Source organism: Pseudomonas sp. GM102, assembly GCF_000282555.1.
Taxonomy (GTDB): Bacteria; Pseudomonadota; Gammaproteobacteria; order Pseudomonadales; family Pseudomonadaceae; genus Aquipseudomonas.
Genome location: NZ_AKJB01000147.1, coordinates 1 through 17841 on the forward strand (window position 1 = coordinate 1; position 17841 = coordinate 17841).

The following is a 17841-nucleotide window of genomic DNA, read 5'->3' on the forward strand; positions in this document are numbered from 1 at the left end:
TAGATACCTATGCCGCGATGGGTGCGACTCGGTGTAGCTGTGTTACTGCGCGGTCAGGCTCACATCCCGCAACGGCTTGCCACGCACCGGCGCATCGCCGGCCACGAAGTAGGCAGCCTTGCTACGTGGCAGCGGCTTGCGACCGCGGATCTTGTCGGCGATTTTCTCGGCCATCATGATCGTTGGTGCGTTCAGGTTGCCGGTGGTGATGATCGGCATGATCGAGGCATCGACCACGCGCAGGGCTTGCATGCCGTGCACACGACCTTCGCCATCGACCACGGCCATTTCGTCGGTGCCCATCTTGCACGAGCAGGACGGGTGGAACGCGGTTTCAGCGTGCTCGCGGATGAACTTGTCCAGCTGTTCATCGGTTTGCACGTCGATGCCCGGGCTGATTTCACGACCACGGAAGGCGTCCAGTGCTGGCTGCTGCATGATTTCACGGGTCAGGCGGATGCCATCGCGAAATTCCTGCCAGTCCTGCTCGGTGGCCATGTAGTTGAACAGGATGCTCGGGTACTCGCGCGGATCCTTGGACTTGGCCTGGATGCGACCACGGCTTGGCGAACGCATGGAGCCCATGTGCGCCTGGAAACCGTGCTCTTTCACACCGTTGCTGCCGTTGTAGTTAATCGCCACCGGCAGGAAGTGGTACTGAATGTTCGGCCAATCGAATTCCGGACGGGTGCGAATGAAACCACCGGCTTCGAACTGGTTGCTGGCGCCGATACCGGTGCCGTTGAACAGCCACTCGGCACCGATGGCCGGCTGGTTGTGCAGCAGCAACGAGGGGTACAGCGAGACCGGTTGGGTGCAGGCGTATTGCAGGTACAGCTCAAGGTGATCCTGCAGGTTTTCACCAACGCCTGGCAGGTCGTGGACCACCGGGATGTCGAGTTTCTTCAGCAGTTCGGCCGGGCCAACGCCAGAGCGTTGCAGAATCTGCGGCGAAGCGATGGCGCCGGAGCACAGCAGCACTTCCTTGCGGGCGCGGGCTTCAACGCGCTCTTCAGCGGCGCCGATCAGGTAACGCACGCCGACCGCACGCTTGCCTTCGAACAGGATCTTGTCGGTCAGGGCGTGGGTAACGATGGTCAGGGTCGAGCGCTTCTTGGCGACGTCCAGGTAACCGCGAGCGGTGCTGGCGCGACGGCCGTTCGGCGTCACGGTGCGGTCCATCGGGCCGAAACCTTCTTGCTGGTAGCCATTGAGGTCTTCGGTGCGCGGGTAACCGGCTTGCACGCCGGCTTCAACCATCGCGTGGAACAGCGGGTTGTTGCCGGCTTTCGGCGTGGTCACGCTGACCGGACCGTCGCCACCGTGGTAGTCGTTCGGGCCGATGTCACGGGTTTCTGCCTTGCGGAAATACGGCAGGCAGTCGAGGTATGTCCAGTCTTCCAGACCGGGCAGTTTCGACCAGTTGTCGTAGTCCATGGCGTTACCACGGATGTAGCACATGCCGTTGATCAGCGAAGAACCACCCAGGCCTTTGCCGCGACCGCATTCCATCCGGCGACCGTCCATGTGTGGCTCCGGATCGGTTTCATACGCCCAGTTGTAGCGACGACCTTGCAGCGGGAACGCCAGGGCGGCTGGCATTTGCGTGCGGAAATCCAGACGGTAGTCCGGGCCACCCGCTTCGAGCAGCAGGACGGTGACGCCTTCGTCTTCAGTCAGACGGGTCGCCAGGGTGTTACCGGCCGAGCCGGCACCGATGATGATGTAATCGAATTCTTGGGACATTGAATGCACCCTCTTTGGTATTGGGTCAGGTCGCGGTCGCCGAACTACCACTCATTGTGGCGAGGGAGCTTGCTCCCGTTCGGCTGCGCAGCAGTCGCAAATCCGCGACCGTGTTCTGTCTGAATGAGCGCGGTGCCTGAAATTGGGGCCGCTTCGCAGCCCAGCGGGAGCAAGCTCCCTCGCCACAAAAGGCCCCGGTTTCAGGTTGTGCGTCAGATCAGAAAACCGAGGCGTAATCGCCCAGTTCGACCTGTACCGATTTGATGCGTGTGAAGTTGTTCAGCGAGCTGATGCCGTTCTCACGACCCACGCCCGACTGCTTGTAGCCGCCGACCGGCATCTTGGCGTCGGACTCGCCCCAGGCGTTGATCCAGCAGATACCGGCTTCCAGTTGATGGATCACACGGTGAGCGCGGTTCAGGTCTTTGGTGACAACGCCAGCGGCCAAACCGAACTCGGTGTCGTTGGCACGACGGATCACTTCTTCTTCGGTTTCGTAGCTCAGGATGCTCATCACCGGGCCGAAGATTTCTTCGCGAACGATGGTCATCTCGTCGGTGCAGTCGGTGAACACGGTCGGTGCCACGAACGCGCCTTTGGCGAATTCGCCGTCGGTCAGACGATCGCCGCCGCACAGCAGGCGGGCGCCTTCTTCCTTACCTTTGGCGATGTAACCCAGCACGCTTTCCATGTGGGCGAAGCTGACCAGCGGGCCGAAGTTGGTGTTTTCGTCTTCCGGGTTGCCGACGCGAATACGGGCAACGCGCTCAACGATCTTGGCTTCGAACGCAGCTTTCAGGTGGCTCGGTACGAACACGCGAGTGCCGTTGGTGCAGACCTGACCGGAGCTGTAGAAGTTGGCCATCATCGCGGTGTCGGCGGCGCGATCGAGGTCGGCGTCGTCGAAGATGATCAGCGGGGATTTGCCGCCCAGTTCCATGGTCACGTCTTTCAGCGACGAGGCGGAAGCGCTGGCCATGACCTTCTTGCCGGTGTCGGTGCCGCCGGTGAAGGAAATTTTTTCGATGCGTGGGTGCTCGGTCAGCCAGGTGCCGACTTCACGGCCGCTGCCGGTCAGCACGTTGAACACGCCGGCTGGCAGGCCAGCTTCGGTATAGATCTCGGCCAGTTTCAGGGTAGTCAGGGAAGTGACTTCGCTTGGCTTGAAGATCATCGCGTTACCCGCCGCCAGGGCCGGTGCGGATTTCCACAGGGCGATCTGGATCGGGTAGTTCCACGCGCCGATACCGGCCACGACGCCCAGCGGCTCGCGACGGGTGTAGACGAACGACGTGGTGCGCAGCGGAATCTGCTCGCCTTCGATGGCTGGCACCAGGCCTGCGTAGTACTCCAGCACGTCAGCGCCGGTAACGATGTCGACGTAACGGGTTTCGGAGTACGCCTTGCCGGTGTCCAGGGTTTCCAGAGCGGCCAGCTCATCGTTGCGCTCGCGCAGGATGTCGACGGCACGACGCAGGATGCGCGAACGCTCCATGGCAGTCATTGCAGCCCAGATTTTCTGGCCCTTTTCGGCGCTGACCACAGCGCGCTCAACGTCTGACTGGGTCGCACGTTGTACGGTTGCGAGGACTTCACCGTTAGCCGGGTTGATGGCTTCGAAAGTGGCGTCGCTGCTGGCGTCACTGTAGCCGCCATCGATGTAGAGTTTTTGCAGTTCGAAACGGGCCATAAAGTCCTCGCAAGTGCATAAGTTAGTTGGCGTTAACCACCGGGCGAGCCATGTAGCAGTGGCGTCGCGGTCGGTAGCGGTTCAGGTGCTGAGCGGTTCTGTGTGCTCTAACTCACCTGCTTGGCCAGTTGGAAATCCATGTATTCGTAAGCGATCTGGTGCGCCTGCCCGGTGTCGAAAGCATCTCCCGACAGCGCGCCGCGCAACCACAAACCGTCGATGAGCGCTGCCAGGCCGCGGGCTGCACTGCGCGCGTCATCGAGCGGCAATACACGGCGGAACTGGCAGCACAGGTTGGAATACAGACGGTGATCGTTGATCCGCTGCAACCTGTGCAATGACGGGTGGTGCATGCTGGTGGCCCAGAAGGCCAGCCAGGTTTTCATTGCCGGGCCATTGACCTGGCTGGCGTCGAAGTTGCCTTCGATAATCACCTGAAGGTGAGCCCGTGGGCTGGTGTCCTCCAGCGCCTGACGGCGCGCGGTGACGTTCTCGCTGAGGACACTCATCAGATACTGCGCCGTGGCGGCGATCAGGCCGTTCTTGTCCTGAAAGTAGTGACTGATGATGCCATTCGAGACACCGGCCAAACGGGCGATCAGCGCAATGCTGGCGTCCCCCATGCCGACCTGATCGACGGCCTGTAGCGTGGCTTCGATCAATTGCTGGCGGCGGATGGGTTGCATACCGACCTTGGGCATCTTGCACATCTCCTTAGGCCTTCCGGTGGACGAAAAACGGCTACCGGATTGAAGGCCAGTCTATTTTGTTTTGATTGAACGTTCAATCAACAAAGAATAAGATCTGCGACAAATCGTCGCTGCTTACAGATTTTTCCTACGTGTAAATGGCGATAAACCGACATCCAAAAATGCTCGAAACCTATACGCACAGGCGTTCCAAGGGTTTCGGGCTTTTTTCGGGGTGTCTTTATATCACCCGCCGGTCGGCTGCCAACTAACCGATTGGTCGGGTAACGCGTTGCCTTGTGTTCTTCTCTCGCACTGCCTGGAGCATCTGTGCCATGAGTTCTGCCTCTCTAATAAAGACCCCACCCGAGAAGGTGACGGTCAACGGTTGGGTGTTCTACACCTCTACCGCGTTGATTCTGCTGTTGACCGCCATTCTGATCATCGCCCCGCAAGAGGCCGGCAGAATGCTCGGCATTGCCCAAGCGTGGTTGTCCCGCAGCTTCGGCTGGTACTACATGGTGGTGATCGCCGCCTACCTGGTTTTTGTGGTTGGCCTGGCGTTTTCGTCCTACGGCAAGCTCAAGCTGGGCAGCAAGGACGATACCCCTGATTTCAGCTACGGCGCCTGGGCGGGGATGCTGTTCTCGTCGGGCATCGGCATTTCCTTGCTGTACTTCGGTGCATCCGAGCCGCTGGACCACTATTTCAATCCGCCGGAAGGCGTGGCTGGCAGCAACCTTGCGGCCCGTCAGGCGGTGCAACTGACATTCCTGCATTGGGGCCTGCATGGCTGGGCGATCTACGCACTGGTCGGCCTGGCCGTGGCGTACTTCGCTTACCGTCATAACCAGCCGCTGGCGTTGCGGTCGGCGCTGTATCCGCTGGTCGGCGAGCGTTGGGTCAAAGGCGCGGCCGGTCATGCGGTGGACGGCTTCGGCATGTTCGTGACCTTGCTGGGGCTGGTGACGAACCTGGGGATCGGTTCGCTGCAAGTGTCGTCGGGGCTGGAAAACCTGTTCGGCATGGAGCACAGCAACACCAACCTGCTGATCGTGATCATCGTGATGAGCACGGTGGCGACCATCGCCGCTGTGTCTGGTGTGGAAAACGGCATTCGCCGCCTGTCCAACTTGAACATCGTGTTGTTTAGCGGTCTGCTGATTTTCGTGCTGTTGTTCGGCCCGACCCTGCACCTGCTTAACGGCTTTGTGCAGAACATCGGCGACTACCTGAACGGCGTGGTGCTGAAGACGTTCGACCTCTATGTGTATGAAGGCGACAGTGAGAAGTCCGACCGCTGGTTGGGCCTGTGGACTCTGTTCTACTGGGCCTGGTGGATTTCCTGGGCCCCATTTGTCGGCATGTTCATCGCGCGTATTTCCCGTGGTCGCACGGTGCGTGAGTTGGTGGCCGGCGTGTTGCTGATTCCGCTGGGCTTCACCCTGGCATGGCTGTCGATCTTCGGTAACTCGGCCCTGGACCTGGTGATGAACCATGGTGCGGTGGAGCTCGGGAAGACGGCGCTGGAACAGCCGTCGATGGCGATCTACCAGTTGCTTGAGCATTACCCGGCGTCGAAGATCGTGATCGGCGTGTCGATTTTTGTCGGTTTCGTGCTGTTCCTGACCCCGGCGGACTCCGGCGCGGTGATGATGGCCAACCTTTCCTGCAAGGGCGGCAACGTCGACGAAGACGCCCCGCACTGGCTGCGGATTTTCTGGTCGGCAGTGATCACCCTGGTGACCATCGGTCTGTTGTTCGCCGGTAACTTCGAAGCCATGCAAACCATGGTGGTGCTGGCGGGGCTGCCGTTCTCGGTGGTGCTGGTGTTCTTCATGTTTGGCTTGCACAAGGCCATGCGCCAGGACGTGCAAATCGAACAGGAGCAAGCGGAACTGGCGGCGCGTGGTCGTCGTGGTTTCAGCGAGCGTCTGACCCAGCTGGATCTGCAACCGAACCAGTCGATCGTTCAGCGTTTCATGGACAAGCGCGTCAGCCCGGCACTGGAAGACGCGGCTGTGCAATTGCGTGCTCAGGGCCTGGATGTGCAGACGTTGCTGGGCAAGGCCAAGCGCTGCATGGGCGTGCGGATCGAGATGGAAGAGGGCAACCCTTTTGTCTACGAAGTGAGCCTGGATGGTTATCTGGCGGCGGCGAGTGACACGGTGTCTGCTGAAAGCGCCGATGAACCGCGCGCACGTTACTACCGCGCCGAGGTGTATTTGCACAACGGCAGCCAGGACTATGACTTGATGGGCTTCACTCAGGATCAGATCACTCGTGACGTGCTCGATCAGTTTGAAAGCCATCGGCAACTGCTTGGCCGGGTTTATAGCTGAGGTTTGAGGAGATGCGGTGCAGTGAATGCACCGCAGCTCCATTGTGGCGAGGGAGCTTGCTCCCGTTCGGCTGCGCAGCAGTCGTGAATCCGGCCAACGCGATTTCTCTGAAATACCGCAGTGTCTGGGTTTTGGGCTGCTTCGCAACCCAGCGGGAGCAAGCTCCCTCGCCACAGTTGTCGGTATTCCAAGCCTGATATCTGCACAAACAAAAACGCCGCGATCATCTCGCGGCGTTTTTGTGTCTGCTGCTTTTACCCCAGGTTCTTGCCGAGCAGCGCGTGATACAGCTCGCTGTCGCCAAGGATCCCGACAACCTTGTTGTTGTCATGCAATACCAGCTTGTTGCCGGTCTGGTAACGAATCTGCAACGCATCGCGCATGCCGATGTTGGAATCCACCAATGTTGGCCGACGCCCCAAACCTTCAACCGCTTGCCCTGGTATCCAGTTCTGCAGGTCCAGGCTCGAACCGTTCTGGCGTGCGCCTTTGATGGTGTTGCCTTCGGCCAGGTCCAGCCACGAATCGCCGCCCGGATCCAGGCACACCGAACCGTTGATGCGTTTGCAGTTGTCCAGGGTGCGCATCAGGCTGCGACCGCACAATACGTTCAGCGGGTTGGTGTGGGCGACGAAGGTGCGCACGTAATCGTCCGCAGGGTTCAGCACGATTTCTTCCGGTTTGCTGTACTGGATGATCCGGCCGTCTTTCATGATGGCGATACGGCTGCCGAGCTTCAGGGCTTCATCGAGGTCGTGACTCACGAAAACGATGGTCTTGCTCAGTTTGCGTTGCAGCTCCAGCAGTTCGTCTTGCAGACCTTGGCGAATCAGCGGGTCGAGGGCCGAGAACGGTTCGTCCATCAGCAGAATGTCGGCGTCCATTGCCAGCGCGCGGGCCAGGCCCACACGCTGTTGCATACCACCGGAGAGTTCATCGGGTTTCTTGTTGCGCCACTGGGTCAGGCCTACCAGTTCGAGTTTTTCATCGACCAGTTTTTTCCGTTCCTTCTCCGGCCGGCCCTGCATTTCCAGACCGAAGCTGATGTTCTCGCGCACCGTCAGCCAAGGCATCAGGGCGAACTTCTGGAACACCATCGCGATGCGCTTGGTGCGCATCATTTTCAGTTCCGCCGGCGTGCACGAGGCGATGTCGATCTGCTTGCCTTCGTGCTCGACGAACAACTTGCCGCGGCTGACGGTGTTGAGGCCGTTGATGCAACGCAGCAGGCTGGACTTGCCGGAGCCGGACAGGCCCATCAGTACGCAGATTTCACCTTTTTCGATGTCCAGGCTGGCCTTCTCGACACCGACGATTTGCCCGGTCTTTTTCAGAATCTCGTTGCGGGTCATGCCCTGGTCGAGGAGTTTGAGCGCCTCGCGCGGGTCTTTGGAGAAGATCACGTCCACGTCTTCGAAGCGAATAATGCTCATGCGTCACCCCCTACTTTAGCGTCGGGTTGTTTGCAGATACGGTCGAGCATGATCGCCAGCAGTACGATCGCCAGGCCTGCTTCGAAGCCCAGGGCGATATCAGCAGTGTTCAGTGCGTTGACCACGGGTTTGCCCAGGCCATCGGCGCCCACCAGTGCCGCAATCACCACCATCGACAACGACAGCATGATGCACTGGGTGATACCGGCCGCGATGCTTGGCATGGCGTGGGGCAGTTCAATTCGCGAGAGCAGTTGACGGCGCGAGCAGCCAAAGGCCTTGCCGGCGTCCATCAGTTCGTCTGGAACATCGCGGATACCCAGGTAGGTCAGGCGGATGGGCGCGGCAATCGCGAACACCACCGTCGAGATCAGACCCGGGACCACACCCAGACCGAAGAGGGTCAGGGTAGGAATGAGGTACACGAAGGTCGGCACGGTCTGCATCAGATCGAGCACCGGCCGCATCACTGTGTAGAACATCGGTTTGTGCGCGGCGACGATGCCCAACGGCACGCCGATCAGCACGCACACCAGGGTGGCGAACAACACCTGGGCGAGGGTTTCCATGGTTTCCTGCCAGTACCCCAGATTGAGGATCAGCAGAAAGGAGGCAATGACGAAAACGGTCAGGCCCCATTTGCGTTGAATGAAGTGTGCCAGTAGCGCTATGAGGCCGATCAATGCCAGCGGGTTGAACCAGGTCAGCGCAAAAGTCACGCCGTGGATCATCGTTTCCAGTGACACGGCGATTGCGTCGAAGGTGCTGGCGCCGTTTTGCGTCAACCATTCAACGAAGCCCGCGATGTACTGGCCTAAAGGTATTTTCTGATCAATCAGCATGGTAGTGAACGTCCGCATGCAAGGAAATAAACAGCCCGGGCGAGCGAACTCGCCCGGCGTAAGCGATGCTCCCTAAATCAAGGCTGCGCAAGCTTGGCTTTCACGGCCTCCAGGCCAGGTTTACCGTCAATGGTGGTCACGCCAGCAAGCCAGGTATCGAGCACCTGTGGATTCTTTTTCAGCCAGGCCTTGGCGGCCGCGTCAGGCTTCATTTTGTCGTCCAGGACGTTGCCCATCAGCGTGCTTTCCATGTCGAGGGTAAACACCAGGTTTTTCAGCAACTGACCGACGTTGCTGCATTCCTGTGCGTAACCCTTGCGGGTGTTGGTGTAGATGGTCGCCTGGCCGAAGTTCGGGCCGAAGTATTCGTCGCCGCCGGTCAGGTACTTCATCTTGAATCGAGTGTTCATCGGGTGCGGTTCCCAGCCCAGGAACACCACGGCGGTGTTGCGGCGCTGAGCGCGATCGACTTGCGAGAGCATGCCTGCCTCGCTGGACTCGACCACCTTGAAGCCGGCGTCTTTCAGGCCGAAGGCGTTCTTGTCGATCATGCTCTGGATCAGGCGGTTGCCGTCGTTACCCGGTTCGATGCCATAGATCTTGCCGTCGAGTTCTTTCTTGAACTTGGCGATGTCGGCGAAATCTTTCAGACCTTTGTTATACAACTCTTCGGGCACGGCGAGTGTGTATTTTGCGTTTTCCAGATTAGCGCGCAGCGTGTCCACGGTGCCGGCATCGCGGTAGGCCTTGATGTCGTTTTCCATGGTCGGCATCCAGTTGCCGAGGAACACGTCCATGTTCTTGCCGTCGGCCAGGGACTTGTAGGTCACCGGCACGGAAATCATCGTGGTCTTGGTCTTGTAGCCCAGGGCATCGAGAACGACGCTGGTGGTGGCGGTAGTGACGGTAATGTCCGTCCAGCCGACATCGGAGAAGTTTACGGTGCTGCATTGGGCCGGTTCTGCGGCTTGAGCCAGAAACGGCAGACTCAGCATGGCGGCCAACAACAACGACGGGGAACCTTTCATAAGGGGCGACTCCTTGGTGTTTTTTTTGGCAGTGTTCCGACTGGACCACCGCACTTATCTGTTGCGGTTGGATGGCGTTTTGGAGACAGCTCTACCACGGCGCCTTGCAATCGAGTCGATACGATCATGTACCAGTGAAAATCTGACGCCTACAGGGTGCGTCGTAACCAGTACAGGGATGGTCGCATCCAGTGTCGGTAACGTCGTTTACAGCTTTTTTCAGCCCGTTTTGCCCCGCTGATCCGCAAAAAAACGGCGAAAACACTGCGTAAGCGGCTTGCGGCGCTAGCGAGCATGAGTGCGTCGGTGTGAGACGTTGAACGACATGACAAAAGCCTGATGATGCGGCCATCTCGGCGGATTGCAGCTTGAGCGTAGCAGCTCCGTCACTGGGCGCTTTTGCGCCTGGAGCAGGCACATCCAGGAGTTCAGCAGTAATGGCTATCAGCGTTTTCGACTTGTTCAAAATCGGCATCGGCCCTTCCAGTTCGCACACCGTGGGGCCTATGCGCGCCGCGGCGCTGTTCGTGCAAGGTTTGCGAGAACAGGGACTTTTGGAGCAGGTGTGTCGCGTCGAAGTTCAGCTTTATGGATCGCTTTCGGCCACTGGCATCGGCCACGGCAGCGACAACGCGGTGATCATGGGGTTGATGGGTGAATGGCCGGACGCGATCGATCCGTCGCAAATCGGCATTCGCATAGAAGCTCTGCGCGAAACCCAAACGCTATTGCTCGACGGTCGCTTGTCGGTCCCGTTCATCTGGGCCCGGGACATGCGCCTGATCGACGAGAACCTGCCGTTCCATCCCAATGCGATGACCCTGGTTGCCGAAGGCGATCACGGCGAGCTGCATCGCGATACCTACTATTCCATCGGCGGCGGTTTTGTCGTCGATGAGGCACAGGCTTCCAGCGGTGTGGTGGATCTGGATCGCACCGTGCTGCCTTACGACTTCTCCAGTGCCGTCGAGCTGCTCAGTCTCTGCAAGCAGCACAACCTGCGCGTTGCAGAGTTGATGATGGCCAACGAGAAAGTCTGGCGTAGCGAAGAGGAAATTCGCGCCGGCCTGATGAAGCTCTGGCGCGCGATGCAAGATTGCGTGGAGCAAGGCCTCAAGCACGAAGGCATCTTGCCCGGTGGCCTGAATGTGCGTCGTCGCGCGGCCAAATTGCACCGCAGCCTGCAGGAGTTGAACAAGCCCAACGTGATCGGTTCGACCCTGAGCGCCATGGAGTGGGTGAACTTGTTCGCCCTGGCGGTCAACGAAGAAAACGCTGCGGGCGGGCGCATGGTTACGGCGCCGACCAACGGCGCGGCGGGGATCATTCCGGCGGTGTTGCACTACTTCATGAAGTTCAGCGAGGCCGTGACCGACGCCAACGTGGTCGATTACTTCCTCAGTGCCGCAGCGGTGGGGATTCTGTGCAAGAAGAACGCCTCGATCTCCGGTGCCGAGGTCGGGTGCCAGGGTGAAGTCGGTTCAGCCTGCGCCATGGCGGCGGCCGGGTTGGCGGAGATTCTCGGTGCGACACCGGAGCAACTGTGCAACGCAGCGGAAATCGGCCTGGAACATAACTTGGGCCTGACCTGCGACCCGGTGGGCGGGTTGGTGCAAGTGCCGTGCATCGAGCGCAATGCGATTGCCGCGGTGAAAGCGATCAACGCGGCGCAGATGGCGCTGCGCGGCGACGGTCAGCACTTTATCTCGCTGGACCGGGTGATCCGCACCATGCGTGATACCGGTGCCGACATGCACGACAAATATAAAGAGACATCGCGCGGTGGGTTAGCGGTTAGCGCGGTTGAGTGTTGAATCAGTAATACCGAGTCGCCTGCTTCGCGAGCAAGCCCGCTCCCACATTGTGCACGACGCTGATTAAATGTGGGAGCGGGCTTGTTCGCGAAGGGGCCATACCAGTCAAAACTGCGCACCAAGTGAACACTCGCACCAAAACGCGCCACCTTTTAGCGCGTCGCAAACAGGTAAGCCTGTCTGTCCCGGTCAGGGATCCAGTTCAAGCCTGACCGTCCGTCACCCGTGCTTGCGGTGACACTCTCCCGTAGAGCGTCGCAGCCCTGTTCCCACAAGTGCTACCGATTTGCTCACACGCAACGGGGCAGAGGGGCTGCGGCCCTTGATGGCACTTATAACCTCCCGTCTCTGCACGTCATATTTAGACACATCGCGACGTCGTTTTCAGGAGTTATTGAACACGCATTCAAGTTTAGGCATGGCAATTGCTCTGTCATTACAAAGCCCGTCTCCCACGCGAGAACGATGGCAATAAAAAGAGCCTCCGCCTGAGGCCATCACCCGCTTTGTGTGAGGAGATACCGCGATGACGACGTTCAACTCCGGGGCCCAACCCCAGAACCGTGCGCCTCAATCCATCGGCTTTTTGCTGCTGGACAATTTCACGCTTATTTCTCTGGCCTCCGCAGTAGAACCTCTGCGCATGGCCAACCAATTGTCCGGCCGCGAGCTGTATCGCTGGACCACACTCACCGTCGATGGCGGTCAGGTCTGGGCCAGTGACGGTCTGCAGATCACCCCCGACGCCTCCATGCACAAAGCGCCTCCCCTGGACACCATCATCGTCTGCGGCGGTATCGGCATTCAGCGCACCGTGACCCGCGAGCATGTGTCGTGGCTGCAAAGCCAGGCGCGTCAGTCCCGTCGTCTTGGCGCGGTCTGCACCGGCAGCTGGGCTCTGGCGTGCGCCGGCTTGCTGGACGGTTTCGATTGCAGCGTGCACTGGGAATGCCTGGCGTCGATGCAGGAAGCTTTCCCGCGGGTAGCCATGAGCACCCGACTGTTCACCCTCGACCGTAACCGTTTCACCAGCTCCGGCGGAACCGCACCGCTGGACATGATGCTGCACCTGATCAGCCGCGATCACGGTCGTGAACTGTCGGCCGCGATCTCGGAAATGTTCGTCTACGAGCGCATCCGCAACGAGCAGGATCACCAGCGCGTGCCGCTCAAGCACATGCTCGGCACCAACCAGCCGAAGTTGCAGGAAATCGTCGCGCTGATGGAAGCCAACCTCGAAGAACCGATCGATCTCGACGAATTGGCGGTATACGTCGCCGTGTCGCGTCGTCAGCTGGAGCGGTTGTTCCAGAAATACCTGCACTGCTCGCCGTCGCGTTACTACCTGAAACTGCGCCTGATCCGCGCTCGGCAACTGCTCAAGCAAACGCCGATGTCGATCATCGAAGTGGCGTCGGTATGTGGTTTCGTGTCTACGCCGCACTTCTCCAAGTGCTACCGCGAATACTTCGGCATTCCGCCGCGCGACGAGCGCGTGGGTTCCAACACCACACAACAAGTGGCAATGATGCCGCTGCCGCAAGCACTGGTACTGTCGCCATTGTCCGGGCCGCTGTCGGCGTTGAGTCAGGCGCGCAATGAGTCGACGTTTGCCAGTGTAAGGCTGTAGACCAGGCAAACTTTCGTGGCGAGGGAGCTTGCTCCCGCTGGGCTGCGAAGCAGCCCCAAAACCGGTATATGCGGTCGTTCAGACAATCCGCATTCGCTGGTTTTGCGACCGCTTCGCGGTCGAGCGGGAGCAAGCTCCCTCGCCACAAGAAGCCGCTCAGTGCTGAAAGTCAGGCGCTACGGCTCTGCTGATACGCCGCCAGCGCCGGCAGCAATTGCTTGTCGATCGCCTGGCGCACGGCCGGCAGGATGGTCGCGCTGCTGGTGTACATCTGCTTCACCATAGTGCGCAGCGTCATCGCCCGTTCATCGTTCAAGCCTCGCACCGCACACTCGCAAGCCTGCTCGGCTGTGGAGCCGCTCGGTACTTGAAAGCCCAACGATTTTAGCTGGCCCAACAGGTCTTCCTGGTCAATCAAATCGGCGTGCATCATGACGCAATCCTTCTTCAGGGAACGGTGTCGTGGCTCGATTCTGGTAGGGGCTGGGGATGGCGGCAAGGACGATTTGTCGCAATGGCCGCATTGGCTATGAACATGTCGTTTTCGGCTAACTTGCCATGCATGGGAATGGGCACACTGGATTCAGCTGGCTTCACGAAGGTTTGGTCACCCTCGCGCAACAGCTCCTCAACAGTACCCTCCTCAGCTCCGATCCTGTCACGGCTTGATCGGGGTTTTTTTTTGCCTGTGAATCAGTGATGAAAGTGTTGATTGGGCTGACGCTTTCGCGGGCAAGCCTCGCTCCTACAGAGTTTTGCGTGATTCCTGTAGGAGCGAGGCTTGCCCGCGAAGAACGATGACGCGGTCTACCGTTGCAACACCAAAATCCGCGACAACAACTCATCCCGGTCAACATAACACCCCTGGAAATGCCGGGCGCCTGTTGCCGGGTCAAACGCATTGCGGGCATGAAGGGTGCGGCGGTTATCGAAGCACCACAGCTCGCCGGGGCTGAGCCGCGTCATTACCCGGAAGCGCGCCTCGCGGGTCATCGCAATGAAGCGTCGATACGCGCGATACAGCTTGGGCATCTGCTCGACGCAAGCATCGAACGGCCCGCGCAGAAAGTTCGCCATGCGGATTTCCGACACCTGCCCGAACGCATCCAGGGCGATGATCGGCGCCAGACAACGGTAGTCGCTGTGGCGGTCCTTGTTGCGGAACTCCACGGGAATTTCACACAAGGCTTGAAACGCTTCGGGATCTTCCTGGCGCAAGGCTTGGGCGATGGCAAAACCGTCGACGAAAATGCTCTCGCCACCGTCGGCGTCATTGACCAGGCAATGCAGAAATTGCAGCCCCGGTTGCAGCTCCCGAGTGGGCAGATCGCTGTGCAGCGGCAGGTTGAAAGCGGTGTAGGCATTGCTGTCGGCGTCGGCCCTGGATTGCACGTTGAACAGCACGCCGAAATTGCTCTCGCGGATGAACGAAATCCGCTGGGCGATCAGCTTCAGCGAGCCCGGCTCAGTCGGTACGCCACGAACCTGGGTCAGGCCGATGTCGCGCACGGCCAGCAGCCATTGCAGCAAGGCATCGTTGTCGTCCATCAACGCCTGATAGTCGAACACCGGCAACTTCAGCTGGCTGTCCCACAGCTTGCTTTTCGGTTTGGCGGCCCGGCGTTCGGCGCGGGACTCGTCGTCATAGGCGTGAGCTCGCAGCCAGCCCGGGTCGAAGCGACTGAGATGGCCGTCCTGCCAATCGACACACAGGCAACCTTCGGCATCGATTCGAGCGCTGTCGGGGATCAGATTTTCCGCGACATCGACGATTTCCAGCACTTGCTCGCGGGTCACCGTGTAGACGCACTGCGGGCACGGGCAGCTGTCCCGTAGCCATTGATGATGAAAAGGGCTGACCCGACCGTCCGCCCACTGCACTTGAATGCGGTCCGCCAGGGTGTCCACGGCGGTCAACGCGCTGATCAACGGGTAGGTGCGGAAATCGGCAAAAGCGGCGGCGGTGTTCATGGCGAGCTCCTTGTTATTTTTCGGGCGGTAAAGCGATTGCCCGGCCGACGAAGGCGGGGGCGGGCAGGTCGGCTTGCTCAGCGACAATGGCTTGCAGCTTGCTCAAGGTTTCTTCGCTGAACGGTGCGGATCGCGGCCCGGCCAGGTCGACGTGCAGCAGCATTTGTTCATTGCCCGCCAGCTCCTTGTCACCGCCCACCAGATGCAGGCTGTGGTAGAGGTGCAGGCGTTTGCGGTCATGGCCGATGATCTGGGTGTGCACTTCGACATCGGCATCGAGCTTCACTTCGTGCAGGTAGTTGAGGTGCAGCTCGAGGGTGAACAACGAATTGCCGCTGGCTTCGCGGTTGTTGCTGTCCATGCCCAGTCGATCCATCAGCGCGTCGGTGGCGTAGCTGAAAATCAGCAGATAGAAGGCATCGCGCAGATGGCCGTTGTAGTCGACCCAGTCGGGGATGATTTTGGTTTGATAGGTGGTGAGGGTGGGCATGACGTCACATCCGAAATGGTTGAGGCCTGTAGGAGCGAGGCTTGCCCGCGAAGAACGATAACTCGGTCTACCTGATGCACCGTGTAATCGTTCTTCGCGGGCAAGCCTCGCTCCTACAGGGGGGGGCGTTTAGTCTGCGAACGCCATTCCATGCTTCTCTTTGGTGGTCTTCACCGCCTCCAGCACTGCCAGCAAGCAATCATCACGATAGCGCTCCAGCGCCGAGATGCTGTGCTTGCCCAACTGCTCGCTGGTGCCATCCACCACATCATCAATCAATTTGTCGGTCAGCTCCGGTGCCGGCAGATAGGTCCAGGGCAACTGCAACGCCGGCCCGAATTGCGCCATGAAGTGCCGCATGCCTGCGTCGCCACCCGCCAGGGTGTAAGTCAGGAAAGTACCCATGAACGACCAGCGCAGGCCCGCGCCAAAACGAATCGCATCGTCGATTTCGCCAGTGGTCGCCACACCGTCGTTGACCAGGTGCAGCGCCTCACGCCACAGCGCTTCGAGCAAACGGTCGGCGATAAAACCGGGTACTTCCTTGCGCACGTGCAGCGGGCGCATACCCAAGGATTCATAGACTTTCATTGCCGCTTGCACCGCTTGCGGCGCGGTATTTTTGCCACCGACCACTTCCACCAACGGCAGCAGGTAAACCGGGTTGAACGGATGCCCGACCACGCAGCGTTCCGGGTGTGTCGAACTCTCGTAAAACTCGCTCGGCAGCAGTCCCGAAGTGCTGGAGCCGATCAGTGCATTGGGCTTGGCCGCTGCGCTGATTTTGCTGTGCAGTTCCAGTTTCAGATCCAGTCGTTCTGGAGCACTTTCCTGAATGAAATCTGCGTCGCGAACGCATTCTTCGATAGTGGCGACAAAGCGCAGACGATCTTGCGACGCGCCGGGTGCCAGGCCTTGCTTCTCCAGCGCGCCCCAGGCATTGGCGACGCGCTTGCGCAGGGCCGCTTCGGCACCGGGCGCCGGGTCCCAGGCCACTACGTCGAGGCCGTGGGCGAGGGCGCGGGACACCCAGCCGCTGCCGATGACACCGCTGCCCAGAGCGGCGAAGGTTTTGATATCAGTGATAAAGCTCATGGCGACGTCCTAAAGAATTTCGGTAAGCCCTGTAGGAGCGAGGCTTGCCCGCGAAGAGGCCGGTACATCCAACGCATCTCTCGCGGCAGGAAAACCGCCTTCGCGGGCAAGCCTCGCTCCTACAGGGTTTTGTGTGTGGGGGTTAACCGCGCTTGGTCAGGCCCATTTTTGCCCGGCCTTCAGCCGGCGTCAGAACGCGGGCGCCGAGGCGGCTGAGGATTTCGCTGGCGCGCTCGACCAGTTGGCCGTTGGTCGCCAAAACACCCTTGTCCAGCCACAGATTGTCTTCCAGACCGACCCGCACGTTGCCGCCCAGCAACACCGCTTGCGCCGCCATCGGCATTTGCATGCGACCGATGCCAAACCCGGCCCAGACCGCGTCGGCCGGCAGGTTGTCGACCATGGCTTTCATGGTGGTGGTGTCGGCCGGCGCGCCCCACGGGATACCCAGGCACAGCTGGAACAACGGGTTATCCAGCAGGCCTTCCTTGATCATCTGCTTGGCGAACCACAGGTGGCCGGTGTCGAAGATTTCCAGCTCAGGCTTAACGCCCAGCTCTTGAATGCGTTTGGCGCCAGCACGTAGTTGCGCCGGGGTGGACACGTAAATGGTGTCGCCATCGCCGAAGTTCAGGGTGCCGCAATCCAGGGTGCAGATTTCCGGCAACAGTTCTTCGACGTGGGCCAGACGGGTCAGCGGGCCGACCAGGTCGGTGTTCGGGCCGAACTCCATCGGGTTCTCGCCCGCGCCGATTTCCAGGTCACCGCCCATGCCGGCGGTGAGGTTGACGATGATGTCGACGTCGGCCTCGCGGATACGCTCCATCACTTCGCGGTACAGCGCCACGTCACGGCTGAACTTGCCGGTTTGCGGGTCGCGAACGTGGCAGTGGACCACGGTGGCGCCGGCCTTGGCGGCTTCCACGGCGGCCGCGGCGATTTGTTTCGGGGTGACCGGCACGTGTGGGCTTCTGGCGGTCGTGTCGCCAGCACCGGTGAGTGCGCAGGTGATGATGACGTCGTGGTTCATGAGGCGGTTCCTTACAGGCGTGATTTTTAGGTGAGGCTCAG

Annotated in this window: 14 protein-coding genes; 3 read left to right on the forward strand and 11 right to left on the reverse strand. The window is 60.0% G+C overall.

Going from position 1 to position 17841, the window contains the following annotated elements; genetic code table 11:
* Positions 1–42 precede the first annotated feature (42 nt).
* The 3 genes from betA to betI form a co-directional block, all read right to left on the reverse strand.
* The gene (gene betA / locus PMI18_RS01255) at positions 43–1746 is read right to left on the reverse strand and encodes a choline dehydrogenase (RefSeq protein ID WP_007907490.1); all 1704 of its coding nucleotides are present in this window, start codon (positions 1744–1746) and stop codon (positions 43–45) included.
* Between the two features lie 217 nt (positions 1747–1963).
* Entirely contained in the window at positions 1964–3436 is a 1473-nt protein-coding gene (gene betB / locus PMI18_RS01250) for a betaine-aldehyde dehydrogenase (protein WP_007907492.1), read from the reverse strand.
* Positions 3437–3543: 107 nt separating this feature from the next.
* Positions 3544–4137, reverse strand: coding sequence for a transcriptional regulator BetI (gene betI / locus PMI18_RS01245; protein ID WP_007907514.1), 594 nt, complete (start codon positions 4135–4137; stop codon positions 3544–3546).
* A gap of 380 nt (positions 4138–4517) precedes the next feature.
* Here betI and PMI18_RS01240 point away from each other — a divergent pair, with 380 nt between their 5' ends.
* Positions 4518–6467: a BCCT family transporter gene (locus PMI18_RS01240; protein WP_229768770.1), complete on the forward strand. Its 1950-nt coding sequence runs from the start codon at positions 4518–4520 to the stop codon at positions 6465–6467.
* A gap of 254 nt (positions 6468–6721) precedes the next feature.
* Here PMI18_RS01240 and choV read toward each other — a convergent pair whose 3' ends face one another.
* The 3 genes from choV to PMI18_RS01225 form a co-directional block, all read right to left on the reverse strand.
* Complete coding sequence (gene choV, locus PMI18_RS01235) at positions 6722–7900, reverse strand: choline ABC transporter ATP-binding protein (protein ID WP_007907519.1); 1179 nt, start codon at positions 7898–7900, stop codon at positions 6722–6724.
* A complete protein-coding gene (choW, locus tag PMI18_RS01230) occupies positions 7897–8742 on the reverse strand; it encodes a choline ABC transporter permease subunit (protein WP_007907521.1) in 846 nt (281 codons plus the stop codon). Before choW ends, choV begins: the two co-directional genes overlap by 4 nt.
* A gap of 77 nt (positions 8743–8819) precedes the next feature.
* A complete protein-coding gene (locus tag PMI18_RS01225) occupies positions 8820–9770 on the reverse strand; it encodes a choline ABC transporter substrate-binding protein (protein WP_007907523.1) in 951 nt (316 codons plus the stop codon).
* A gap of 437 nt (positions 9771–10207) precedes the next feature.
* Between PMI18_RS01225 and PMI18_RS01220 the strand changes: the two genes are divergently transcribed.
* Together PMI18_RS01220 and PMI18_RS01215 are read left to right on the forward strand one after the other, a co-directional pair.
* The gene (locus PMI18_RS01220; RefSeq protein ID WP_007907524.1) at positions 10208–11584 is read left to right on the forward strand and encodes an L-serine ammonia-lyase; all 1377 of its coding nucleotides are present in this window, start codon (positions 10208–10210) and stop codon (positions 11582–11584) included.
* Positions 11585–12110: 526 nt separating this feature from the next.
* Positions 12111–13214 (forward strand): GlxA family transcriptional regulator, encoded by a 1104-nt coding sequence (locus PMI18_RS01215; protein WP_007907526.1) that lies wholly within the window; start codon positions 12111–12113, stop codon positions 13212–13214.
* A gap of 169 nt (positions 13215–13383) precedes the next feature.
* Here the strand turns inward: PMI18_RS01215 and PMI18_RS01210 are convergent, their stop codons facing one another.
* From PMI18_RS01210 to PMI18_RS01190, 5 genes are all read right to left on the reverse strand, one after another.
* Positions 13384–13647 (reverse strand): hypothetical protein, encoded by a 264-nt coding sequence (locus PMI18_RS01210; protein ID WP_007907528.1) that lies wholly within the window; start codon positions 13645–13647, stop codon positions 13384–13386.
* 374 nt (positions 13648–14021) lie between these two features.
* Complete coding sequence (locus PMI18_RS01205) at positions 14022–15185, reverse strand: gamma-butyrobetaine dioxygenase (protein ID WP_007907530.1); 1164 nt, start codon at positions 15183–15185, stop codon at positions 14022–14024.
* A 13-nt stretch (positions 15186–15198) separates the two neighbouring features.
* Entirely contained in the window at positions 15199–15675 is a 477-nt protein-coding gene (locus tag PMI18_RS01200) for a thioesterase family protein (RefSeq protein WP_007907533.1), read from the reverse strand.
* Between the two features lie 129 nt (positions 15676–15804).
* Entirely contained in the window at positions 15805–16770 is a 966-nt protein-coding gene (locus PMI18_RS01195; RefSeq protein WP_007907534.1) for an L-carnitine dehydrogenase, read from the reverse strand.
* Positions 16771–16912: 142 nt separating this feature from the next.
* On the reverse strand, positions 16913–17800 hold the full coding sequence (locus PMI18_RS01190; RefSeq protein ID WP_007907535.1) for a 3-keto-5-aminohexanoate cleavage protein: 888 nt from the start codon (positions 17798–17800) through the stop codon (positions 16913–16915).
* Positions 17801–17841: the final 41 nt, after the last annotated feature.